The organism is Collinsella sp. LCP19S3_F2 (assembly GCF_052121015.1).
Classification (GTDB): Bacteria; Actinomycetota; Coriobacteriia; order Coriobacteriales; family Coriobacteriaceae; genus Collinsella.
Genome location: NZ_JBQKFA010000005.1, coordinates 1 through 24346, shown reverse-complemented (window position 1 = coordinate 24346; position 24346 = coordinate 1). Strand labels below are relative to the sequence as shown.

Sequence of the window (24346 nt, the reverse complement as noted above, 5' to 3'; positions counted from 1 at the left end):
TACTTTCTAGGATTGAATGTATAAGGAGCATTGAGTGAATTCTGAATCCATCGCCGTCATCATCCCTTGCTACAACGAAGCGCTCACGATCGGTAAGGTCATCGACGACTTTCACCGCGAGCTTCCGCAGGCGACGGTCTATGTTTATGACAACAACTCGTCGGACGATACCTCACGCATCGCCACCGAGCACGGCGCCACGGTCCGCTTTGAGCCCCGTCAGGGAAAAGGCAACGTCTGCCGTCAGATGTTTCGCGATATCGATGCCGATTGTTACCTGATGGTCGACGGGGACGACACCTACCCCGCCGAGGCGGCTAAGGCCCTCTGCGAGCCCATCCTTAACGGCACGGCCGACATGACCGTAGGCGACCGCCTTTCCAACGGCACCTATGCCGAGGAAAACAAGCGCGCCTTCCATGGTTTTGGCAACAACCTAGTTCGCGCCATGATCAAGTGGATCTATGGTTACAGCTTCGATGACGTCATGACGGGCTATCGCGCAATGAGCCGCCCGTTCGTTAAAACCTTCCCTGTGCTTTCCGAGGGCTTCCAAATCGAAACTGAGCTCTCGATCCACGCCGTCGACCACCGCTGGCGCATCAAAGATGTGCCCATCGAGTACCGCGATCGTCCCGAGGGTTCCGAGTCCAAGCTCAATACCGTGAGCGACGGCATTAAAGTCGTTGCGATGATCGGCACGCTGTTCAAGGACTACCGCCCGCTGAAGTTCTTTAGCCTGGTTGCGCTTCTATTCGCGATTATCGGCCTGGCTTTGGGCATTCCTATCTTTGTTGAGTACTTTCAGACCGGCCTGGTCCCGCGCTTCCCCACCGCCATACTCGCCGCCTCGTTTATGTTCCTGTGCGGCCTGAGCCTTGCGACCGGATTCATCCTGGATTCTGTAGCAAAGGTCGAAAAAAAGCAGTGGGAGGTCAACGTGTACAGCAAATACGCCTACGACGACCAGCCCGGCCACCCTACTTCCAAGTCAAGCGAGAGGTAAACCACCATGCCGCTCATCTCCATCGTCGTGCCGTGCTACAACGAGCAGGAATCACTTCCGATCTTTCTTATAGAGCTCGATGGCGTCGTTCGCATCATGACCCAGCAAGACCCCGGCATCTCCTTTGAAGCCGTCCTCATCGACGATGGCTCGGCAGACAAAACGCTCGCCGTCATGAAAGCAGAAGCCGCGGCGGCGCATCCATACGCCATCCGCTGGCACTCTTTCTCGCGCAACTTTGGCAAGGAGGCGGCACTACTCGCTGGCCTCCAGCACGCAAAGGGCGACTATGTCGCCACCATGGATGCCGACATGCAGGACCCGCCCTCGCTTCTGCCGCAGATGTACGAGATCCTGCAGACCGAAAACTACGATAACGTCGCCACACGCAGGACCACCCGCGAAGGCGAGCCTCCCATCAGGTCGTTCTGCGCCCGTATGTTCTACAAGATCATCAACCGCATTTCCAAGGCCGACATCGTCGACGGAGCACGCGATTTTAGGCTCATGAAGCGACCTATGGTCAACGCCATCATCTCCATGGGCGAATACAACCGATTCTCCAAGGGCATTTACGGCTGGGTCGGCTTCAAGACCAAATGGCTCCCCTACGTAAACGTCAACCGCGTGGCCGGCGAGACCAAATGGAGCTTTTGGTCGCTGCTCCTCTATTCCATCGACGGCATCGTCGCGTTTTCCACGGCGCCGCTCTCCCTCGCCGCCCTCACGGGTATCGTCTTCTGTCTCATCGCCATCCTGGGATTTATCGTCATCCTCGTCAAAACGCTTGTTTGGGGCGACCCCGTAGGCGGATGGCCCTCCCTTGCCTGCCTCATTACGCTGTTTGGCGGCATGCAGCTCCTATGCCTAGGAATCATCGGTGAATACTTGGCAAAAGCCTACTTGGAAACCAAGCGACGTCCCATCTATATCATTCGAGAGTCCAACGAGGAATCTGATGACACGGCCCAATAACAGCACGCTCAAGAATGTGGCGTTCTACGCCGCCTGCTTCACGTTTTCCGTCGCACTCTTTGTCGCACTTGCAGCGGCGGGGCATGTCTACCCCTTTGGCGACAACTCGTTTCTCACCAACGATCTCAAATACCAATACATCGACTTCTTCGCGTGGTTTCGCCGCGTCCTTTTAGGCGAGGCAAACCTTCGCTATTCCTTCTCACAGGGACTCGGCATGAACACATGGGGGCTCTATAGCTACTACCTCGCCAGCCCCTTCAACCTGCTCTGCGTGCTGTTTCCCGCAGACAAGCTGACGCTCTTTGTGTTTATCATCAGCGCGCTAAAGCTTGGCTGCATTCACATCAGCAGCGCTTGGTATGTGCAAAAGCGCTTTGACCTGTCCAGGCCCGCATCATTCCTGCTTTCCCTCTCATTTACGTTTTGCAGTTGGACCATAAGTAATTTGTGTAATCCGCTCTGGATTGATTGCCTTATCCTGCTACCCATCTGCGCCTTCGGATGCTACGAGCTCATTCGCGAACAAAAAATGATACGCCTCGTTATTGCGATTGCTCTCAATGTCATGTTCTGTTGGTATACGGCCTATATCAACATCCTATTCCTCTGCATCTTCGTATTGGTTGAGTTTGTCGATTACGTCGCTGCAGAAGGATTTAGCTGGATGCTCACGCTCGACCGGGCCCAACGATTTGCAGGGGCTATGATGCTTGGGCTGCTCCTGTCCGCCTGGACCTTTTTGCCGACCATCCTTGCCATGGCAAAAGGCCGCCCCGTGCTGGCACTTGGCCCTTTGCTTAAAACAGGCCTCAAATCGCTCATCAGGGGCTTCATCCCCGGCATGTGGGTGAATAACGGGAATACGCCGCAGTTCTATTGCGGCGTCATCATGATGTTACTTGCAATAAGCCTACTGTTTAACCGCAAGGTTTCGGCCAAGATACGCATCGCAACGTTCGTCGTCACAGCCGTCCTGATCGCTAGCTCCGTTTTGAGCCCGCTCGAGTACATCTGGTGCGGCATGCGCGTTCCCAACGGGTTCTATTCGCGCACAGCCTTTTTGCTGGGCTTCTTTACGATGTGGGCCGCAGGATACGCGCTGCAGAAGCTCAAAGAACGGCCAGCATTACGTCGAGCCCATCGGCCGGCCATCGTCATGCCACTCCTGGCACTCACGGCAATTGAACTATTTGCAAACGCCCATGTCATGTGGAATCAGCTGTACGTAGGCTATTCCGAGAATGCCAACTGCACCTATGTGGCCACAGCAACTGACACGATCACAGCCATTCAAGACCAGGATTCTGCGCCATTCTATCGCATTGATCGTACGACCACGCGTGTCGATAGCGCCGCCCTCAACGAAGGCCTGGCGCTTGGATACAACCAGCTGTCCTCGTATTCGTCCGCCAACAACCCGCAGGCCATAGCACTACTCAACTCCCTTGGATACAGCAGTGTCGGCGAGTTTTCGACCCGTTATGCCGAGCCCATTCTTGCCGTCGATGCCCTGCTGGGGGTCAAGTACGCCATCGCCGAGCACGCGCCCGTGGAATACACGGCAATGCCAGAGCTGGCCGGTGCAGTAAACTCGGTATACAAGAACCCCTTCGCGCTCAGTCTTGGTATTGCGGCATCAAAAGACATCCAAAACTGCACGTTAGACGGCGAAAACCCCTTCGAGAAGCAAAACGATCTATATGGCAAAATCCTAGGCAGCAAGATTGAACTCTATACCAAGATTGAAGCCACACAGACAGTGGACAGCCAGAACTTAAGGCAGTGGAACGTCACCGTGCCGTCGGGTTCCATCGGCTATCTCTACATCAACAAAGATGCGACCGCCGGTAGCTATTGGCCCGTCACCCTTACCATCGACCAGCGAACGATCGAAAACGAGGCCTGGAGATTCGACAATAATATCCGCCAGATTGCAGATGCATCGGACGCCCCGAGCCAGCATACGGTGTCAATCGGAGTCGCAGAGGGCTATACAGACATGCCCCAAGACAATGAGCCGGTCTTTTACGCCCTCAATCTGGACGTTTTTGAGCAGATTATTAACGAGCTTAGGACGAGCGAGTTTATTCCGACGGTTTTTGAAGACGGAAGGATCGAAGGCGAGTATACCGCCAAGGACGACGGTAACCTGCTGCTGAGCATTCCGTACGATGAGGGATGGAACGTAACGGTAAACGGAACTGCCGCAGAACTAACGCCCGCCGCCGATAAGGGCTTGTCGTCCCTGAACATGCAGAAAGGCGCAAATAGGATCGTGATGACCTATAAGACTCCGGGCGCCCTTGCGGGGCTTGCAGTGAGTCTGGCGACCGCAGCCGCCCTTATTGCAGCGGGACTATACGCTAGGCATAAGAAAAGCCGCCGTTAACAAGCGGCGGCTTTTTCTCTCGAAAAGTTGATATCGGCTAAAGCGTCTTGAGGTACTCCCCAAGCTCTTCCTCCCAGTCGGGCATTCGGAAGCCGACGGACTCGAGCCTGGAGAGGTCGAGCGCGGAGTGGACCGGGCGCGGGGCGACGGGGCCCTCGGCACCGGCGTAGTAGTCGACGGTCGATACCGGCACGACCTTGTCCCCGTTGCCGTTGGCGGCCTCGAAGACGGCGCGGGCGATGTCCGCCCAGGACTTGACGGCGCCGGAGCCGGTGCAGTTATAGGTGCCGTAGGGTGCGTGCGAGCCCAGCACGTGGAAGATAGCCTCGGCCATGTCGCGCGTGAAGGTAAGGCGTCCCAGCTGGTCGTCCACGACCGTGACCTGCGTGAGCTTGTCCTCGGGGTCGGCGACGCGGTCGGAGAGGCCCTTCATCGTCTTGACGAAGTTGTGCCCCTCGCCGATGACCCAGCTGGAGCGCATGATGTAGTGGCGCGGGCAGCCGGCCACGGCGATGTCGCCGGCGGCCTTGGTCTGGCCGTAGACGGAAAGCGGGCTGAGGGGCTCGTCCTCGGTATGGACCTCGGCGGTGCCGTCGAAGACGTAGTCGCTGGACACGTGGACCAGGGCGATCCCGTGCTCGGCGCAGGTGCGGGCGAGAAGGGCCGGGCCGGTGGCGTTCGCCTTCCAGGCGGTCACGCGGCCCTCGGGAGTCTCGGCCCTGTCGACCGCCGTGTAGGCGCCGCAGTTGATCACGGTGCCGTAGAGCGACCAGTCGTACTGATCGTAGGCCTCCGGGTCGGACATATCGAAGGTGTCGATGTCGCAGAAGTCGAAGTCCTTCGCGACGCCGCTCTCCTCGGCCAGCGCGCGGACCGCACGGCCCAGCTGGCCGTTGCAGCCGGTGACGAGGGTGCGCTTGGGCGCCATGGGGACGACGTCCTTGAGCATCGGGTGGTTGAGGTCGGCCTCGGATACGGTGGCCTCATCGAGCGGGATCGGCCACTCGATGGCAAGCTCGGGGTCGGCGAGGTTCACGAAGGTGTAGGTCCTCTTGAGCTCCAGCGACCAGTGGGCGTCCACCAGGTAAGTGTAGGCGGTGCCGTCCTCCAGGGCCTGGAAGGAGTTGCCCACGCCGCGCGGGACGTAGATGGCCCTGCTCGGGTCGAGCGTGCAGGTGAACACCTTGCCGTAGGTGGCGCTGCCCTCGCGCAGGTCCACCCACGCGCCGAAGACCGAGCCGCGCGCCACGGAGATGAACTTGTCCCAGGGCTCGGCGTGGATGCCGCGGGTGACGCCGCGGCTGTCGTTGTAGGAGATGTTGTTCTGGACGACGCGGAGGTCCGGGATGCCCAGGGCGGTCATCTTGGCGCGCTGCCAGTTCTCCTTGAACCAGCCGCGCGAGTCGCCGTGGACGGCGAGGTCGACGACCTTCAGGCCCCCGATGCCGGTCTCGGTGACGGAGAGGTCCTTCTCGAATGCGATGTCTGCCATGCGGGAAAAGCTCCTATCGACGATACGGTGGTTGCGGGCGCCCCGGGCGGGCCGCAGGATCATCCCCATGCCCTGCGGTCCGCCCGGGGCGCCCCGTAAGGGCGCTCGGGCGGCCTACTGGCCCTGGGCGCGGTAACGTGCCTCGGTGGCCTCCTTGGCCGGGCGCCACCAGGACTCGTTGGCGACGTACCAGTCGATCGTCTGCTTCAGGCCCTCGGCGAAATCGGTGTGGGCCGGCCTCCAGCCCAGCTCGCGCTGGAGCTTCGTGCTGTCGATGGCGTAGCGGCGGTCGTGGCCGGGGCGGTCGGCGACCCAGTCGAAGTCCTCGGGGTCCTTTCCCATCGCCTCCAGGATCATGCGCAGGACGGTGATGTTGTTCTTCTCGCCATTTGCGCCGATGAGGTAGGTCTCCCCCATGCGGCCCTTGGTCAGGATGTCCCAGACGGCCGAGGAGTGGTCCTCGGTGTGGATCCAGTCGCGGACGTTCTCGCCCTTACCGTAGAGCTTGGGGCGAACGCCGTCGATGATGTTGGTTATCTGCCTGGGGATGAACTTCTCCACGTGCTGGTAGGGGCCGTAGTTGTTGGAGCAGTTGGAGATCGTGGTGCGCAGGCCGTAGGTGCGGGTCCAGGCGCGCACGAGCATGTCGGAGCTCGCCTTGGTGCTCGAGTACGGGGAACTCGGCTTGTACGGCGTCTCCTCGGTGAACTTGGCCGGGTCGTCGAGCGCCAGGTCGCCGTAGACCTCGTCGGTGGAGACGTGGTGGTAGCGGATGCCGTACTTGCGGACGGCCTCAAGCAGGCGGAAGGTTCCCTCGACGTTGGTGCGCAGGAACGGCTCCGGGTCGGCGATGGAGTTGTCGTTGTGGCTTTCGGCGGCGTAGTGCACGATGGCGTCGTGGCCCGGGACGATCCTATCGAGAAGCGCGGCGTCGCAGATGTCGCCCACGACGAGCTCCACACGGTCGGAGGGCAGCCCGGCGATGTTCTCGGGGTTGCCGGCGTAGGTCAGCTTGTCCAGGACGGTAACGTGCACCCCGGGGTGGTTGTTGACCACGTAGTGGACGAAGTTGCTGCCGATGAAGCCGCAGCCGCCCGTGACGATGATGTTCCTGGGCTCGAAGAGCTCTTCAGACATGTTTCTATCTCCCATTGAATCGGATTAGTACTCGCGCGGGCTGTTGACGATCTCGCCGGCGGCGACCTTCTTCAGGTGCTGACCGTAGACCGACTTGCCGTAGGCCTTCGCGGCCTCCTCCAGCTCGGCGGTCGTGATCCAGCCGTTCTCCCAGGCGATCTCCTCGGGGACGGACACGGGCAGGTCCTGGGAGTGCTCGACGGCGCGGACGAACTCCGCGGCCTCGTGCAGGCTCTCCATGGTGCCGGTGTCCAGCCACGCGTATCCGCGGCCGAGGGTGACGACGGACAGCGTCCCCTCCTCCAGGTACATCTGGTTGAGCGTGGTGATCTCCAGCTCCCCGCGGGCGGAAGGCTGAACCTTGTGGGCCTTGGCGGCGACGTCGCCCGGGTAGAAGTACAGGCCGGTGACGGCGTAGGAGCTCTTGGGCTCCGCGGGCTTCTCCTCGATGGAGACGGCCCTCCCCTGTGCATCGAACTCGACAACGCCGAAGCGCTCGGGGTCGTCCACGTGGTAGCCGAAGACCGTGGCACGGCCCGACTCGGCATTCTGGACGGCGCGCGTCAGGTGGCGCGACAGGCCGTTGCCGTAGAAGATGTTGTCGCCGAGCACGAGGGCGCACGGCTCGCCGGCGATGAAGTCCTCGCCGATGGTGAAGGCCTGGGCCAGGCCGTCGGGGCTCGGCTGCTCGGCGTAGGAGAGGTTGACGCCGTAGCGCGAGCCGTCCCCGAGCAGGCGCTCGAAGTTGGGGAGGTCCGTCGGCGTGGAGATGACCAGGATGTCCCGGATGCCCGCCAGCATGAGGGTGCTAAGCGGGTAGTAGATCATGGGCTTGTCGTAGACCGGCAGCAGCTGCTTGGAGGTCACGAGCGTGAGCGGGTACAGGCGGGTGCCGGACCCGCCGGCGAGGATAATGCCTTTCATATCAAAATCTCCTTCTAAGGAAAAAACAAAAGTGGAGAAGGCTAAAGTAATTCTATATTAATTTGACTGTCATTATTCCTTTCGGAAGAGGAACAACACATGCCAACGGCTCTGCTTACCAACCTGAACATCAACTCCCGTACTGGCTCAGAGCTTCACACTCTTGAGTTCGCCAAACAACTGCATAATAGAGGCTACGTTGTCACCTGCTTTTGCTTATGCGCCGCTTACCCTTTACTTAAAGAATTTGAAGAAGAAGGCATCGAAGTATTGACCCTAGGAGACGAGACCAGACTCGAGAATCAGTATGATTTATTTATTGCACAACACCGAGTAGTAAGTGAATACATATATTCACTTCAAAGAATTACGTTCTCATCCATTTTTATTTCAGTACTCGGGCTCTCAGATGAACATGAAGGCTTGCCCTTTTTCACAAATCTGTCAGACGGAATCATCGCCGTCAGCCATGAAGTTAAAGGTCATATAGAAAACAGTGCTCAGGCGCATAATATTCAGCTCCCCCCCGTCCACGTCTTTCCAAACTACTGCACGAAATCTTTTTACGATTATAATTACCAGGGAAATAATGGACTGAAAAGCATCTGCTGCATATCTAATCATCCCGCCCCAGAATGCCTCGAAGCATTTGATTTATTAAAAAAAGACGGAATAAGGGCCGATGTCTTTGGCTATCAATCTCAAAGTGTCAAAGTGACGCCGGAATTACTTTCTCAATATGATGCTGTAGTTTCCATCGGAAGAACCGCACAGGAATGTATGTCCATGGGAATTCCCTTCTATTGCTATGACCACTTCGGGGGACCTGGCTATATCACTCCTAATAACATCGAACATAATGCCCTTTTCAATTTTTCTGGACGACCAGAGAAACGAAAGAGCTCAGCGCAACAACTCTATAGTGATTTAGTCAATAGCTATGCAGAAGCCCAAAGGATGCAAAGCCAAATAAAGGATTTATGCATAAACAGATTCCAGCTAGAAAATCTATTCGAACAAGTCATGAGCTTTATTAATGCCAATAAAAACAAAAAGCCTTTCGCGCAGAATCCTATTTCTGATGAAGCAAAAGAACTCTACAGACTTAAGGCGATAAATTATTCAACAAGCTATGAAAACGCTTGCATTGGCCAAGGCGAGCTCTTTTATGACAAAGAATCTGAATCCAACCCACAAGCCCAGCAGTGCAATAGCTATCGGTTTAAATATAGGTACTCAACTGAAGTCGAAATAGAGCTCCCCGAGCAAATAGGAAGCGGGCTTATTATCATTAGATTCGATCCCGATAATAAGCCGTGCAAGTGCACTCTTAGTAATTACAAGCCCACTTCAAATAACTGTTTTTCCTCGAATGCAACACAAGAGACATTTCTGACATTCGACCCCCAATATCAGTTATCAGGGGCAAAAAGTATCCACTTCGTCGCAAATAAACTGGACCTCTCGGATGTTATATGTATCTGCAATCAAATAAACAAAAAGCAGACTAGTATATTTGGAAAACTGTTTCACAAGTAAAGGTCTGGCGACGTATTATGTCGCCAGACCTTTACTTCAATCTACAAAGTACTCATCGGACCGTGATACGGGTCGCCATTGACATAGTACTCCGCCCAAGCAGTGCGCAATTTACCCTGTTCGCGCATAAATCGAACTTTCTTCTCACCGGTCTCATAGCCGCGACTAAAAGATTCATAATGATACAGAAGCGCATCTGCGTCGAAAACAACTAATTTATTGAGTGAACGAACCCTCAGGCAGAAATCAACGTCATTAAACGCGACTTCAAAGTCTTCATTAAACCCATTAAGCACTTCAAATACGGAGCGCTTTGTCATCATGCACGCAGCGGTAACGGCGCTTAAGTCTTGTGAAATAACCGCACGGCGCATATAGCCCGGATCATCCCGGTCAAGATTGTTGAATACGTGAATGGGGCCGCCCATTTCGCCTTCATTTCTACAACATATCATCATTACGCCTGCATGCTGCACCGTATCATCTGGATACAGCAGCTTTGCACCGACCGCTCCAACATCATCACGCTGACAGAAAGACAGCATTGAAGAAAGCCAGCCGCTCTCAATAACCTCGGTGTCATTATTCAAGAACAGCAGGTATTTGCCGGATGTCAGTCCAACGCCATAATTATTGATAGCGGAGTAATTAAACGGACCATCCCATGTTGCAATGCGAACGTTCTCATATTGCTCGGAAACGGTGCGGTAATACTCAAATGTCGTGTCCTCTGTACTGTTATTTTCAACAACCAGAATCTCGAAGTTGCGGTAATCAGTTTTTTCCTCAATAGAGTCAATGCAGCGGCGTAAGACCTCAACGCTATCTTTATTGGGAATAACGATACTGACCAAGGGCTCTTCATTAAGAGCGTAGGCAATGTGATAGAAGCAGGCGGAATCAGTTAACTCCGCAGTTCCGTTCAGACCGCAGCGATCCAAATGCTCTTGTAGTGCCCTTCTGCCGGCATCGTCGGCATAGTTCTTATTTCCCGCACTCTTCGCAGTTGACGTATCGCTAATTCTCCAATGATAGAGAACCTCAGGGACATGATAGATATTCTGAGTTCTCTCTACTAAACGCAACAGAAAATCATAGTCTTGAGCTCCATCGAACTCTTTCCGTAGCATCAGTTCTTTAGCGAACGAGGCGCGAACGCAAAGCAGATGAGTTATGTAGTTATGAACGCGAAGCAGATCTAGATTGAAATCAGACTTGAAATGAGGGGCCACATACTCACCGGCCTCATTTAAGAAGTCCTCATCGCAATACAGTGCATCAGTATCAGGACAGTCCTGAATTCGCTCTGCGTATCTATAAAGAGCGAATGGATCGAGTGTATCGTCGTGATCGAAAAACACGACATAATCACCCTTTGCTTCAGCAACGCCAAAGTTAGTATTCCCCGAAATACCCTTATTCGAATCTAGAGTGACGACCTTAATGCGCTCATCTTTCAATTGATCCAAAGCTGAACACAGCTCAACACAATCAGGTGTTGAGTTAATCAAAATAAGCTCCCAATTTGGATAAATCTGGTTGAGAACGGAATCAATCATGTCATGAAGGAACTTAAGAGGGGTCTTATACAGTGGCACAACGATACTGAATTTCAGCGAACAACTCGTATCAAAGTCACACGAATCAAGCATTGCCAAATAGTCATGCCGCTTTGCACAAAATTCAGAATACAAACCCGGCGAAGACGCCTTATAAAAGTGTGGAGAACAGACATCTGAATAAAACTCAACAGATGCAGGATCAAAGCACAGGAAACCAGTCTGGACGGACTTTGATTCAACATTAGCGACTAGGCAATAGCTCTTCGGACCGACCGACAAACGAAGGCTAAAAGAAGTCTCTTTCCTCTTAAGCCCACCCATATCAATGGTATTGGTTCTTCCAAAATCCGGTTTATACGCTAACGTCCTGCCATCTGAATCAATAACGTCGAGTCGAGCTAAAATCTCACTATTGGGATAACAAATAACTCCTTTGCATATTAACTCAGAGCCATCTGCTGATTTCAAGAGAATAGTGGGTCTCACATGAATTTGATTTGAATAGACCTGACGATCTGAGTCGCGAATTAAATAAGACAACGATGACTTAAATCGATAATTAAATCGAGAAATCCACTTAATTTCATCCCATCCGAAGTTCTTACTAAATAACCGATTCAATTTTTGATTACTAGAAAACACAGATAGATTGAAATCTTCACCCTCAAGCAAAGGAATTGCAATTACAAGCAATGAGTCAATTAAGTGGCTTGAATACGGGATCAAATTACCAGACTTAGAAACTACATCGACAGCATAAGAGGCCGGAAGTTCACCATCAAGAGCGAAATATACAGTTCCGCAGCCGCGGACAGCAGCCACTAGCTTCATTACAATCACCTACACATTAGCGACGCCGAAAAGGCGTAGCGACGACCACACAAACAATAAACAGACCTAAGAGACTTAAGAAGATGCCTAACATTAAACCATACGGTATGTATACAAATTCAACGTGATGCTCGCCCTTGGAAACAGCGGTAGAAATAAACCCGTAATTTACTGTTATACACTCCGCTTCTGAACCGTCAACAAATGCACGCCAACCAGGGCTAGAGAGCACCGGCACCATCACGAGCCCATCGTTGTCTGAAGAAACGGATACATCGTAACGTCCCTCATCAACCTGAGTGACATTGACTGACGACATCATGTAATCATGATCGTTGTTTAAGGTTCGGTCGAGCTTGGCACAGCTATCGTCATCAACTATGGCCTCGCCGCTATTCAGACAATCCCATAAGGAATTATGATTTCCATTGATGCAGTCATTTTCCTTTCTCACATTAGAATAAAACGTTCCAAACGAGAAATGACGATTTTTGTAAATGTATATTTGATCAATTACTTCAACCAAATCAAGCCAGTCATAGCTTAATTCATCACCAGATAAAACGTACTTGACTCCAAATAAACCGGCTGCATCCCCTTCGTTTTGATCAAAAAAGAATGCGGAATAAACATGTGAAGGGGACCCATCAGTATTGCCCTGCCAAAAAGCATCCAGTAGAGAAATCTCCTCTTTTGGCCGAGTGGAATTATAGGAAGTAACTCCATCATAATTTTGGATTAAGCCATCTTGAAAGACTGACCATTCAGAAAATGTCTTGTCCATCCTGTAGACACTTGAATCATTATCCATAACGTAATTAAGGGCATTTGCCGAGATTCCAGACTCGACGAGTTGATAACTAGGAAATGAGTCCTTTTTCAAGTGAGTGCGACAAGTGACGGAAACATAAGCATCAGCCATAGAAAGCGAGACGGCAGATATTGACAAGATGAGGACAAATCGAACAAAGGACTTTACCGATAGCAACAAACATGCAATAAGCGCAATACAGACAAACATCAAAAATAACGAAAGCGCCTTTGCGTCGCCTTCGTTGCCAATACAACACAGGACGCTAATTACCAAGCTAATTAATAAAGCAACGAGAATACTCGGTTTTGAATAAAAGTGAGCACTCTGGAGCTGATCAAACACAACTGCTATCACCAAGCAGCAGCAAACCGGAATGAAAAAGGATGACCGATACTTGACCTCAGAAAATACATTTAAAAATGCAGGGAAAAAAGTATTAATCAGATATAGGCAGGGCAACACAAGGGCAATGCCGAGAACGATGTTGCGTGTTCTAGATCTTTTGGAAGAGAACAGCCAAACAAGATATAGAAATATAAATGAATAAATAACACCAGAGCACCCAATCTGAGGAAGCTCATAGTAATTCGAAGAACCAAAGTCTGAAGACCAGGTTCCAGCATAATTATTACCCATTACTCGAAGTAAAAATAAACGCAAGTCTCCCAATCCAACATTGGAAGAGAGTGCGGTCAGCACCTTTGACTGAAGAGACGGTCCGCCAGATATTCGACTGGAATCGAACAGCAACAAATATGCGACGGGAACTGAAACGACTGCCGAAACGAGCAATCCCCCTACAACTGGCAATATAAAATCGGAAAACGATTTGAAGCCCTTTGACCAGCTTTCATTCAGATAGACCCCTCGCAATAATGCATAAATTGCACAGGGCACCAATGTCATAAACGAAATATATACACTGAGAAGGGTGACGAGCGCCACACCAGCCGAAAGAAGCAATCGTCCAAGACGAGATCGATTATCGAAATACAGTTCGATGCCAACCAAAATTAAAAGAACAAAGAGGCATGCATTACCAAGAAAATAGTGATTTCCCCAAAGAACTAGGTATCCATTAATCGAATACACGAGAGACGATACAATTTTAGCTGGCTCCTTAAAGCCATAAAAACTAAGGAAGATATAAAAACCTATCGAGGCAATATAAACCTTAGCAATCTGGATGGAAATCAGCGCATATGGTAAAAACCAATCGCCCAAATATACACACGATGGAATTAGGACCAAATTAAAAGGGTCGAAGTATAGAGACTGGTAAACAAGCCTACTGCATCCAAGTCCGTAATTCTGGTTCCATACAGATACGTTCCCTCTTTGAAAATCATGAATCAAATCTAGATACAACGGGATGTACTGCTGGGTGGTATCGCTCCCAATGTCGTTGAATGCATAGACGATATCGCCAAAAATGAACTTGCGATAAACAAACAGCACAACAAGCGTTGTGCATAGGAATAGCAATGCCCAATAAAACCGATTGGTTTTATCCCTATACTTGGCGATAAGCCCCATTTTCATTACAAGCTCTGCGAAGAACCATAACCCGGCAAACATCATTAAAAATAGGAGCAGCAGCTTCATATACTAAACCTCAACAACGTTAGCAATCTGATTAAATACTCTGCGTCGCGATACGGGCGATACGCTGCCCATACCCTTCGCCGGGTACTGCCCAGCGACCATTTAAATCCTCAACGCACGGCGCAATACCGCGCTCGACCTTATCAAAACGCGGATCAACACAAGCGTTATTCAAGGGCTCTTTCGAGGCATAGGCTTTTAGATGCTGAACCTGAGCACGAAGACCGATTCGGACACTACCAAATGTTGCTCCACCCACAGTTGCATTCACAGCGCCGATTCCACCGAAGTTGCACTGTTCTGGTTTTACGCTGCCGCCAAATTTTAGCCAGCCGGTTTCGAGCATAGCCTGAGCAAACAGAATTTCTGCTTTAACACCTTCAGCATTCGCTTCCTCTAATACTATCTGGCAAAAGTCATTAATAGTTGCTGCACCCTTCGAGGCATAAATAGTCGGATAGGTATGTCCAGAAGAGTTGTACAAAGAAACCATGCTCGAAACCGAAGCGGCAGACTTACCCATAATCGGCGTGCCCAAAGTTGTGCACGCCACGAGGTCGGACTCGGAGAAGGGCGACCAGGACGATCCGTTCCAGGCCTGGACCAGGAACTTGTAGGAGGTGCCGTTCGAGAGGCCCTTCACGGTGTAGGACTCCTTGGCGCAGTCCAGGGTGTAGGTCTTGTAGCCGGAACCCTGGCGGACGGCGACCGCGTAGCGGGTCGCTCCGGGCACGTGGCCCCAGGTGAGCTCGACGGACCTGTCGCCGGCCTTCGCCGCGACCCTGGGCCTGACGGTGCCCGACGGCGCGGCGGAGCACAGGTAGCCGTCGGCGGTCGAGGACCAGGACCCGTCGAGCCGGGCCTGGACCAGGAAGCGGTGGGTCACGCCGTTGGCGAGGTCGGAGACCTTGAAGGAGGTGCCCTTCTCGTCGAGCGTGTAGGTCCTGTAGGAGCCGTCGGCCATCTTCTCGGCGACGGCGTAGCGCTCGGCGCCGGCGACCGCCTTCCAGGAGACGGTGACCTCCCCGTCGCCGGTCGCCTCGGCAGAGGCCTCGGGGGCCCTGGGGTCCGACGGGCGGCACGCCACGAGGTCGGACTCGGAGAAGGGCGACCAGGACGATCCGTTCCAGGCCTGGACCAGGAACTTGTAGGAGGTGCCGTTCGAGAGGCCCTTCACGGTGTAGGACTCCTTGGCGCAGTCCAGGGTGTAGGTCTTGTAGCCGGAACCCTGGCGGACGGCGACCGCGTAGCGGGTCGCTCCGGGCACGTGGCCCCAGGTGAGCTCGACGGACCTGTCGCCGGCCTTCGCCGCGACCCTGGGCCTGACGGTGCCCGACGGCGCGGCGGAGCACAGGTAGCCGTCGGCGGTCGAGGACCAGGACCCGTCGAGCCGGGCCTGGACCAGGAAGCGGTGGGTCACGCCGTTGGCGAGGTCGGAGACCTTGAAGGAGGTGCCCTTCTCGTCGAGCGTGTAGGTCCTGTAGGAGCCGTCGGCCATCTTCTCGGCGACGGCGTAGCGCTCGGCGCCGGCGACCGCCTTCCAGGAGACGGTGACCTCCCCGTCGCCGGTCGCCTCGGCAGAGGCCTCGGGGGAAGGAACCAGTTTACAAGTTAAATAATCGTCAGATGTATAGTTATTCCAATCACCGTTGGCATACGCTTGAACAAGAAATGTATATGTCTTTCCGTTTTCAAGCCCATCGATTTCATAGGAAGTACCAGTGCAATCATACGTGTAGGTATTGAAGCTGCCATCGCTCTTGCACAAAGCGATGGCATACTTAGATGCATTGGGGATCGAATCCCAGCTTAACTGGATTTTACCGTCGCGCATCTCAGAAACCACCGGATCAGGTTTAGCTACCTTCGAAAGGCCGAACTGATTAGCAATGGCCAGGGCATCTGCCTGACCCATTTGTTTAAGGTATTGCGGGCTGGCCAAAAGTCCGGAGTCATATTTATTGTCGATGAAACCATGCTCGACCAAAACTGCGGGAATGCCATATTGGCGACAATTTCTTATGACAGAAAGACTATCGGCCTTGCTGCCGTCAGGATAATAAAGCTGCGTACCATTAAAATCGTAATAATCATTTTTTGTACCACGGCTAACAAGACCAACAGATGCAAGCCTTTTCAAAACATCTTGACCCAGAGACTCTCCAAGTTCATTAAATGAAGAATACCATTTAGCCTGCCTCGGAATCCATATTTCAGCTCCTTTACCGCCACCTGAATTAATGTGAAAACTCATGAATAGAGACGCTTTGTTGTCTATTGCAATTTGAGCACGAGCAATAAGTTCGTTTGCAGTGTTAGCAACACCAGTAACGGAAGCGTCGGAATCACGTGTCATAATAACTCGAACACCAGCGTATTTCTGGAGTTCATCGCGGCAATAACGCGCGATTTGTAGCGTAAGATCCTTCTCACGAAGACCATTGCCGACGGCGCCGGAATCCCAACCGCCATGACCTGCGTCTAAAACGAAGACCCAATTGCGTGCCCGTGCAGATTTTTCCGAAATGGTGTCAACAGCGGATTCCAACGAATCAAACGAAGCGCCCGTGCCGTCAGTGAACACGGACTCAAGCTGGCCATCAGAGTCACCATCAGACCGCAACCGATACGGTGCAGCCACTTCGCCGACGGTAAACATCTGATCAGAAATATCATCAGGAAAAATACGAGTTACTCCTGAGGCATACTCCACTTTTAGCAAGGAGTAAACGCCGGCGCTAGAGATGCCCGAAGAGAAAAGATATGTGCCGTCAACGCTGGAAGTTACATCAAAACGAACAAGTGCTTCAGACGCCGTATTCACACAATACAGGGCCACCGGCTCATCCAACGGCGTTTCGTCAAAACCCAATGCAACTCTTTGCGTATCACCGAGAGCAACGTGACTCTTCTCGACATAAATAAACGAAAGGTTATCTACATCTGAGCTATCAGCAAAAGCATTAACAGGAAGAGCGAGAAACAGAGAAAGAAGTGAGGCAACAAAGATTGCGGTCAACAAATAGTGTTGGGTAACCTTTTGCATATACAGTCCTTAAAAGGAAAAGGCGGCCAAAAGCCGCCTTTTAGTTTTTATCGAGTGGCGTAAAAAGAAAGAACAGAGTCAGCAACATGATGACTATCGGCTTCGCTTAGACCATAGTACATAGGCAACCTGACAAGTCTATTGCTTTCAGAGGTAGTAAACCTGTCTTCCCCGTCAAAACGACCAAACATCTTGCCTGCAGGTGCATCATGCAAAGGAATGTAATGGAAAACAGCTTGGACACCATGCTCCTTAAGGTAAGAGATAAGGTCACCGCGTTCCTTAAGATCTTTACACTTAATGTAAAACATATGCGCATTATGTTCGCAGCCTTCAGGAATATAGGGAAGCTCAATCTTGCCGGCATCTGCAAGCGGCTTTAAAGACTCCTGATAAAAATGCCAAGTTGAGAGTCGATTCTCATTAATTTCATCAGCATGCTCCAGCTGCGCCCAAAGATAGGCCGCATTCATGTCAGAAGGAAGGTAGCTTGACCCACGATCAACCCAAGTGTACTTGTCTACCTGACCCCTGAAAAAACGTTGACGATTAGTTCCTTTTTCGCGAATAATTTCAGCTCGATCGCAGTAGCGCGAATCATTAATAGAAAGTGCGCCGCCCTCGCCCATTGAATAGTTCTTGGTTTCGTGGAAGCTATAGCAGCCAAAATGACCAATAGTACCGAGAGCCTTGCCCTTATACGAGCTCAAAACGCCCTGCGCTGCATCTTCGACGACCAACAAGTTGTTGCGCTCGGCAATGTCCATGATTCGATCCATATCACATGCAACGCCAGCATAATGCACAGGAACGACAACCTTGGTTTTATCAGTTATCGCCCTCTCAATGGCATCGGGATCAATATTCATTGTGTCAGGACACACGTCAACAAACACCAATGCGGCGCCGACCATTTGAAATGCCGTAGCAGTAGAAGAGAAAGTGAAGCTAGGCAGAATCACCTCATCACCAGGATGTAGGTCGCATAAGATTGCTGCAAGCTCAAGCGCGCTCGTGCCACTAGTCGTTAGCAGGATCTTATTGGAATTAAAACGGTTCTCGAGCCATTCACTACATTTTTTAGTAAAAGGACCATCACCACAAATCTTACGATTGACAGCGCAAGCCTCTCGAACATATTCCATTTCCGTGCCTATATAAGGCGGGAGATTAAAATTGATCATATAGCAGCTCCAAATGAATATAGCCCGATACCAAGCAAAATAAGAAGCAGTGAAATCCACTTCCGCCGAGACATTTTCTCATGAAAAATCGTAATACCGAATATTGTCACATATATGTAGCTGGTGGCTTCCAACAACGGGCCCATGGAAAGGGGAATCCCTTTATAAGCGAATATCGAAAGAAAGGTCGTACAAACGAAAAGGAAATAAGCACAAATCACTAGAGGGTTCAGATACTCTCGAACCCTGCTGTCATACGTCTTAAGAGCAGCATTCTTTAGCATTACTTGAGATATTGCGCTAATAAAAACGCCAAGGAGAAGAAGTAGGGCGTATCGAAAATCCACAGTACCACCCTCCTAAGCAGCATCGGAATCTGAAGAGGCAAACAAAGCAACACCAATTAAAACAATAATGCCTCCTGCAATCTGAAGGAAGCTGAGTTGCTCCTTAAATACAACTACGCCCCATACCATACCCCATACAACTGTAACGGCGCGATTGGCGTAGGCTGTCGTTAATGGCAGTCGTTTAATAATTTGTTGCCAGCAAATAGCATAAATGCCAAGCAGCATGATAATTCCGGCATAGCAGACACAAAAACCGAAAGATAGAAAAGGGTAGCCCGCCGCAAACTTACTCAAAATACCGCTGCAGGAATACAAAACCAGTAGCAGGTGAAGCGCTAAGAAAACGCGTCCATTTTTCAATCTCTATACGCCTCGCTTCGGCAAATACTTTTCCAAATTGTCGATCGAATCTGAAGTCAGGATATAGAAGCCGTATCTACTGCCGCTATCGACAATTTCATGCTCCATGTCATTATCCACAGAACTTCGCTCGACCCTCACGGACCAATCGCATTCTGCTTGTCGAAGCATCGCTAAGTCTTCGCTATCAAAAATAAATCGAATCATGGCGCAATCAGGATGCTCAGAGACGCTCAGGTCGGGCTCATGCCCAGTAGCAACAGAAATTACTGCACCCAAGAAATCAACGCCCGTTGAGAGTTCCACGAGATCGCTGCCGATACAGTCACCACCCATGCGGCTACCAATTTCGACAATACGAATATCCTCATTCTCGTTAACCAAAATCTCTGAATGAGAAGCTCCGAATTCAACTCCTAGCGAATCCAACGCGTGAGAAACAACCTGGATAATTCTAGTACGCAAAGAATCAGAAACGGGTGCCGGCTGAAGGTGACCGGTCTCAATAAAATGCGGCGATCCAGTTGTAAACTTCCTCGTCAATGCAAGAAAATGGTGCTCGCCCTTCCAAGAAATGAACTCAACACTATATTCAATGCCAGTAAAAAACTCTTCAACAACGCATGCCTTTGAAAACGAGACATCAATTGCGGAGCGTACGGCATCCTCGAGCCCTTCAGAAGACTGAAGCTTGGTGATACAACGGCTGCCAGACCTGTCAACAGGCTTAACAATTATTGGATAATTCAGATCAAGAATATCGACATCCGACACATCAGATACCTGATAGCTCTTGGGAGAGGGGTCCCCATTCTTGAAAAATACCTCACGCATTAAGTGCTTATTCGTAGACGCCTCAATACACTCTAGAGAATTAGCACACAGGCCGAGTTTATCAGCGACTTTAGACACAGTTATATTACCGAGGTCTGTACCGATAGAACAAATTCCGTCAACGCCGATCGATTTGCATTTCTCAGCAATTTGATCAATTTCGGTAATACTAATCGGATAGAAATAGTCAGCAGTTCGCTCGCCAATATCGCCGCATTCCCATGCGAAGACATGCGTTTCAAAGCCAAGTTGTTTGGCCTTAAGAATCAATGGATTTTGAAAATCAGACGCACCGATAATAGCGAGCTTTTTCGACATCTCTACTTCTCCCAATTGGCCGAAGAATTCTTTTCGAAATCATTCCAGCGACCGCTTTCCATCTCAGCCTTATAATCAAGCATCATTGAATAATAGTCTCTATAAGCTGGAACAAAGCCGAAATCACGCTCAGCCTTACTCATATCGAACAAAAATGAAGGGGTGTTGTTCTTGAGTTCCGGCCTGTAAACGATTTTCGATTTAGAGCTATCGCCAAATACCTCGATAACCGCACGAGCCTGGTCTTCAAGCTCCAAAGGAACCCCGCTTGTCATGTTATAAAGCCCATGCGTTGAATCGCTTTCCAAAGCCATTCGATATGCTCGAGCAACATCCTTCACATAGATAATGTCTCTTGAGATATGAGGGTCTCCCCATATCTCAAGGTTCTGTCCGGACGCGGCCTTTTCGATCCAGACTTGGATAGCAGACTTATACGGTTTACCATCAACTAAGATTGTGCCATGAGGTCCAACGCCGTAAACCGGAGGAAAACGGAACACAGCCCCCTGAAGACCATGTTGCTGCGAATAATACTCAATCAAGTCGTTGGCAGCATTCTTCGTGATGGTATAAACAGCGTGGTCACCAGTAAAGGAGAAATTCCTGGGCTCATCCTCAGTGATGGCATAGTCCTTTCTCCATGCCCCAGAGACATCACCATAAGTAGTAGCGGAAATTATCTTCTTGATGTCATTCATCCTGCAATACTCGAGCACGTTCACTGTGCCCATAGTATTCACCCTAACGTAATCGATGGCATTCTCTTCGTTAACCAAATCAGCAGTTGCATTGGCAGGAAGCAAACCAGCTAGAAGTATTACGCCCTCGACGTTATCAGCAGGGAGTTTTGAAAAATCTTCAGGCTTAGTAATATCAAGACTAATAAACTCGGCACCCATGTCTTCAAGGAAAGGACGAAGTCGTTCATTCCTACCGGTAGCAATAACTTGTTTGCCTGATTTGACAAGCTCGTCAACGGTATACATACCGATAAAACTAGTTGCACCAATAACAATTACCATAGCTTACTCATCCTTTCCATTGCATTCTTTTTCAATCACATACAGAGGCCTATTTTTAACCTCAGTAAAAATATTGCCAACGTACAGTCCGACGATTCCAATTGCAGACAAAATAAGCCCACCCATAAAAAAGATGGAACAAAGAAGGCTAGTCCATCCGACCTGAATTCCCGGAACACAGATTTTCTGAACTATCGCTACAATTAAAACGAGCAAAGCAACGAAGGACATTGCAAAACCAACGTTAACGGCAAATTTCAAAGGCTTATTAGACTGGGCGGTAATAAGCTCAAACGCCATATTTAGCTTTTTCCTAAAACTATAGGAAGACTCACCTGCAAAGCGTTCATCGCCAACTATCTCTATCGCAGTTTGCCTAAACCCAAGCCACTTAATAAACATTGTGTATCCACGGTTATGTTCACGCATTGAACAATACTGAGAAATTACCGCGCGACGAGCAATACTGAAGTTGCAAAGTGAAGGATCATAACTGCCGTCAGTAAAATACTCATACACTTTATAAAAAGCTCGAGACAACGCCATGGTCAAAGCGCTATCTTTTCGCTCTACCCTTTTTGCAAAGACGACATCGAAGCCCTCTAGAGCTTTATTATAAAGCTGGGGAATGGCCTCCGGCCTATCCTGTAGGTCACAATCCATTACGACAACCCAATCGCCATGGCAACAATCAAGACCTGCAGTGATTGCACGAATTTGGCCAAAATTACGAGCGAGCTTGATTCCATACACACGCTCATCAGCTTCGCATATCGACTGCACAACAGACCACGAATCATATGGATCATGATCGTCCACAAGAACAAGCTCGAAAGACGCCTCCATCTCCTCAAAAACATCAACGATTCGCTTATGCAGTTCGGGCAGCGCCTCTTTACAACCATAAACTGGAATTACAACAGAGAAATCCATAACTAGCCTTAGATTGATTTTAATAACCTACTCATGATGCATTCGATTAAGTGAACCGTCAAATCCTAGTGAAGGCAATCATCAAACAAACGCCGGGCCTATTTGATGAGCACACACTGTTGTCGAACCTCGCTTTTATTAGCGTTATTAAAACAAGGGCCGATCAGGTTGCCAGGCAAAATTTGGTGCCACATCTTATTGTCATGGGAGTTATCTCCCCAGAAAAATCCAATATGGCAATCGATGGAACCATCTGTTTTAAAGAAAATTACATCGCCCTTTTTAGCCAATCCGCTATTCAACATATCGGCAACAGTATTGAAGTGATAAACCTTACAGCCAGAGTCAATTGCATAACCATACCAGCGCCACGCATTGATATAACCGCCGCCGCCGGGCCCCGCACCCCACGGAGTATGGTTGTTATTGGCTGCGACTGCATCAACGTTTACGCCAAGAGATCTAAATACATGAGCAACAAAACCGGTGCAGTTCATACCGGTGTAGCCCCCAGGCCCTGGAGCGCCGTTAGGATACAAGCAAGTCTGATAAGAAAAGCCACTTGAATATCGAGTACCAAGATAATAGCCATTGTATTGATGATTTGTCAGCCAATTAACAACGGTTAGGCGCGGAATACCAAATACAGTGTCATTCGTACCCGTCGGCTTTACACTAACCAGATCGTCTTCATCAAAAGGCGACCATACGCCATCGAGATAAGCCTGAACGACAAACTGATAGGTCTGTCCACCGTTTAGTCCTTCAACTCTATACGAATTGCCAGTACAGTTGTATGTATAAGTTTCATAGCCACTATTCGTCTTTACCGCGATAGCATAACGCGTGGCGCCTGACACCTTGCTCCAAGACAGATTTGCGCAAAGATCCCCAGCTTTACCAGTTACACGAGGAGTAATAACACCATGCGGAACTGCGTCCACAAGCAGCGCATCACCGTAAGCAGACCAGGCTCCATCTACGTAAGATTGCACAAGAAACCTGTGAATGCGTCCATTCGTAAGATCGGAAACCGTATAACTAGTGCTCAAACAATTAGTCGTGAACGTTACATATGATCCATTCTTATACTCTGCAATCGCGTATCGCGTTGCATTGGGAACAAAGTCCCAAGTAAGCTGTATTTTTCCATCGCCAGGACAAGTGGCCTTAACATTTTGAGGGGAACGAACGTCCTCAAGAACGGCTTCACATAAGCATGCGTCCGAGGAAGAGCTCCACCTTCCATTAACAAATGCTTGTACAAGGAAGCGGTAAGTATTACCGGGATTCAAGCCGGAAACCAGATACGAGGACTCTTTGACATCAAGAGAATACGTCTTATAGCTATTTCCAGTCTTAAGAGCAACCGCGTACCTCTCTGCTCCAGGAATCTGATTCCACGAAAGAACGCAGGAGGTCGCCGTGGCTTTCTCTAAATGAGGCTTCGGAGCATTAGGATCTTCAGGAATAGCGGTAACAAGGTCCTTGCTCCCAAAAGGAGACCAGCGACCATCAATATTAGCTTGAACAATAAATGAATACTTCTGGCCATTGGTAAGTCCATTAATGGTGAATTCGGTATTACGACAGTCGTAAGTGACGGTCTTGTATCCGTTTCTAGTTTTATACGCAATTGCATAGCGAGATGCACCGGCAACTGGACTCCATTTAAGGCTCACCGAACCATCGCCAACACTGGAAATACTAACCTTGGGTGAAAAAAGAGAATAAGGCATACAGGTGATGTAGTCAGTATCCTCAAGAGCTGACAAACGATTGTAAATCTTCGCCCTTACATAGAACGTATATTCTTCACCGTTCTTCAATCCCTTAATTTCAAGGCAAGTTTGATTAGATTTCAATCTATACGACTTACCGTTCGAACATGAAACAACATATTGATTCGCGCCGGGCACGCGGCCCCACGACAGCTCGACGCTGCCGTCGCCGGCGGTCGCCGCGGGCGCGGGCTTGACGGTCCCCTCCGGCCTGCAGCGCACGAGGCTGGCGGGGCCG

Annotated in this window: 17 protein-coding genes; 4 read left to right on the top strand and 13 right to left on the bottom strand. The window is 50.5% G+C overall.

Annotation, left to right across the window (positions count from 1 at the left end):
- The first annotated feature begins 34 nt into the window (after positions 1–34).
- From ACTQX9_RS05610 to ACTQX9_RS05600, 3 genes are read left to right on the top strand one after another with little or no spacing between them, the layout of a single operon-like run.
- Positions 35–1006: a glycosyltransferase family 2 protein gene (locus ACTQX9_RS05610; protein ID WP_441540732.1), complete on the top strand. Its 972-nt coding sequence runs from the start codon at positions 35–37 to the stop codon at positions 1004–1006.
- Positions 1007–1012: 6 nt separating this feature from the next.
- Positions 1013–1981 carry a glycosyltransferase family 2 protein gene (locus tag ACTQX9_RS05605; protein ID WP_441535782.1) on the top strand — a complete coding sequence of 323 codons (969 nt, stop codon included), beginning with the start codon at positions 1013–1015 and terminating at the stop codon, positions 1979–1981.
- Positions 1965–4373: a YfhO family protein gene (locus ACTQX9_RS05600; protein ID WP_441540731.1), complete on the top strand. Its 2409-nt coding sequence runs from the start codon at positions 1965–1967 to the stop codon at positions 4371–4373. The genes ACTQX9_RS05605 and ACTQX9_RS05600 overlap by 17 nt, the downstream gene beginning before the upstream one ends.
- A gap of 37 nt (positions 4374–4410) precedes the next feature.
- Here the strand turns inward: ACTQX9_RS05600 and ACTQX9_RS05595 are convergent, their stop codons facing one another.
- The 3 genes from ACTQX9_RS05595 to rfbA form a co-directional block, all read right to left on the bottom strand.
- Entirely contained in the window at positions 4411–5865 is a 1455-nt protein-coding gene (locus ACTQX9_RS05595; protein ID WP_441540730.1) for a sugar nucleotide-binding protein, read from the bottom strand.
- Between the two features lie 114 nt (positions 5866–5979).
- On the bottom strand, positions 5980–7002 hold the full coding sequence (rfbB, locus tag ACTQX9_RS05590) for a dTDP-glucose 4,6-dehydratase (protein ID WP_441540729.1): 1023 nt from the start codon (positions 7000–7002) through the stop codon (positions 5980–5982).
- Positions 7003–7026: 24 nt separating this feature from the next.
- Positions 7027–7926: a glucose-1-phosphate thymidylyltransferase RfbA gene (rfbA, locus tag ACTQX9_RS05585; protein WP_427794509.1), complete on the bottom strand. Its 900-nt coding sequence runs from the start codon at positions 7924–7926 to the stop codon at positions 7027–7029.
- A gap of 99 nt (positions 7927–8025) precedes the next feature.
- Between rfbA and ACTQX9_RS05580 the strand changes: the two genes are divergently transcribed.
- Positions 8026–9465, top strand: coding sequence for a hypothetical protein (locus ACTQX9_RS05580; protein ID WP_441540728.1), 1440 nt, complete (start codon positions 8026–8028; stop codon positions 9463–9465).
- 41 nt (positions 9466–9506) lie between these two features.
- On the opposite strand, the gene ACTQX9_RS05575 is transcribed toward ACTQX9_RS05580, so the two are convergent.
- From ACTQX9_RS05575 to ACTQX9_RS05530, 10 genes are all read right to left on the bottom strand, one after another.
- On the bottom strand, positions 9507–11858 hold the full coding sequence (locus tag ACTQX9_RS05575; protein ID WP_441540727.1) for a glycosyltransferase family 2 protein: 2352 nt from the start codon (positions 11856–11858) through the stop codon (positions 9507–9509).
- 16 nt (positions 11859–11874) lie between these two features.
- A complete protein-coding gene (locus ACTQX9_RS05570; protein ID WP_441540726.1) occupies positions 11875–14277 on the bottom strand; it encodes a YfhO family protein in 2403 nt (800 codons plus the stop codon).
- A gap of 31 nt (positions 14278–14308) precedes the next feature.
- Positions 14309–17323, bottom strand: a complete 3015-nt coding sequence (locus ACTQX9_RS05565) for an N-acetylmuramoyl-L-alanine amidase (RefSeq protein WP_441540725.1) — start codon at positions 17321–17323, stop codon at positions 14309–14311.
- A 47-nt stretch (positions 17324–17370) separates the two neighbouring features.
- Positions 17371–18507: a dTDP-4-amino-4,6-dideoxygalactose transaminase gene (rffA, locus tag ACTQX9_RS05560; protein WP_441540724.1), complete on the bottom strand. Its 1137-nt coding sequence runs from the start codon at positions 18505–18507 to the stop codon at positions 17371–17373.
- On the bottom strand, positions 18504–18791 hold the full coding sequence (locus ACTQX9_RS05555) for an EamA family transporter (RefSeq protein WP_441540776.1): 288 nt from the start codon (positions 18789–18791) through the stop codon (positions 18504–18506). Before ACTQX9_RS05555 ends, rffA begins: the two co-directional genes overlap by 4 nt.
- A 75-nt stretch (positions 18792–18866) precedes the next feature.
- The gene (locus ACTQX9_RS05550) at positions 18867–19217 is read right to left on the bottom strand and encodes an EamA family transporter (protein WP_156598966.1); all 351 of its coding nucleotides are present in this window, start codon (positions 19215–19217) and stop codon (positions 18867–18869) included.
- A gap of 3 nt (positions 19218–19220) precedes the next feature.
- Positions 19221–20369, bottom strand: coding sequence for an ATP-grasp domain-containing protein (locus ACTQX9_RS05545; RefSeq protein WP_441540723.1), 1149 nt, complete (start codon positions 20367–20369; stop codon positions 19221–19223).
- 2 nt (positions 20370–20371) lie between these two features.
- Positions 20372–21394, bottom strand: coding sequence for an NAD-dependent epimerase/dehydratase family protein (locus tag ACTQX9_RS05540; RefSeq protein ID WP_441540722.1), 1023 nt, complete (start codon positions 21392–21394; stop codon positions 20372–20374).
- A gap of 3 nt (positions 21395–21397) precedes the next feature.
- On the bottom strand, positions 21398–22327 hold the full coding sequence (locus ACTQX9_RS05535; protein WP_441540721.1) for a glycosyltransferase family 2 protein: 930 nt from the start codon (positions 22325–22327) through the stop codon (positions 21398–21400).
- 98 nt (positions 22328–22425) lie between these two features.
- Positions 22426–24346: fibronectin type III domain-containing protein (locus ACTQX9_RS05530; RefSeq protein WP_441540720.1), on the bottom strand; the 1921-nt coding region annotated here is incomplete at its 5' end.

What these genes read in the sequence shown, in the direction of transcription:
- ACTQX9_RS05605 (WP_441535782.1), top strand. Translation starts at nt 1,013, where the DNA reads ATGCCGCTCATCTCCATCGTCGTGCCGTGCTACAACGAGCAGGAATCA.
- ACTQX9_RS05600 (WP_441540731.1), top strand. Translation starts at nt 1,965, where the DNA reads ATGACACGGCCCAATAACAGCACGCTCAAGAATGTGGCGTTCTACGCC.
- ACTQX9_RS05595 (WP_441540730.1), bottom strand. Translation starts at nt 5,865, where the DNA reads ATGGCAGACATCGCATTCGAGAAGGACCTCTCCGTCACCGAGACCGGC.
- rfbB (WP_441540729.1), bottom strand. Translation starts at nt 7,002, where the DNA reads ATGTCTGAAGAGCTCTTCGAGCCCAGGAACATCATCGTCACGGGCGGC.
- rfbA (WP_427794509.1), bottom strand. Translation starts at nt 7,926, where the DNA reads ATGAAAGGCATTATCCTCGCCGGCGGGTCCGGCACCCGCCTGTACCCG.
- ACTQX9_RS05580 (WP_441540728.1), top strand. Translation starts at nt 8,026, where the DNA reads ATGCCAACGGCTCTGCTTACCAACCTGAACATCAACTCCCGTACTGGC.
- ACTQX9_RS05575 (WP_441540727.1), bottom strand. Translation starts at nt 11,858, where the DNA reads ATGAAGCTAGTGGCTGCTGTCCGCGGCTGCGGAACTGTATATTTCGCT.
- ACTQX9_RS05570 (WP_441540726.1), bottom strand. Translation starts at nt 14,277, where the DNA reads ATGAAGCTGCTGCTCCTATTTTTAATGATGTTTGCCGGGTTATGGTTC.
- ACTQX9_RS05565 (WP_441540725.1), bottom strand. Translation starts at nt 17,323, where the DNA reads ATGCAAAAGGTTACCCAACACTATTTGTTGACCGCAATCTTTGTTGCC.
- rffA (WP_441540724.1), bottom strand. Translation starts at nt 18,507, where the DNA reads ATGATCAATTTTAATCTCCCGCCTTATATAGGCACGGAAATGGAATAT.
- ACTQX9_RS05555 (WP_441540776.1), bottom strand. Translation starts at nt 18,791, where the DNA reads ATGCTAAAGAATGCTGCTCTTAAGACGTATGACAGCAGGGTTCGAGAG.
- ACTQX9_RS05545 (WP_441540723.1), bottom strand. Translation starts at nt 20,369, where the DNA reads ATGTCGAAAAAGCTCGCTATTATCGGTGCGTCTGATTTTCAAAATCCA.
- ACTQX9_RS05540 (WP_441540722.1), bottom strand. Translation starts at nt 21,394, where the DNA reads ATGGTAATTGTTATTGGTGCAACTAGTTTTATCGGTATGTATACCGTT.
- ACTQX9_RS05535 (WP_441540721.1), bottom strand. Translation starts at nt 22,327, where the DNA reads ATGGATTTCTCTGTTGTAATTCCAGTTTATGGTTGTAAAGAGGCGCTG.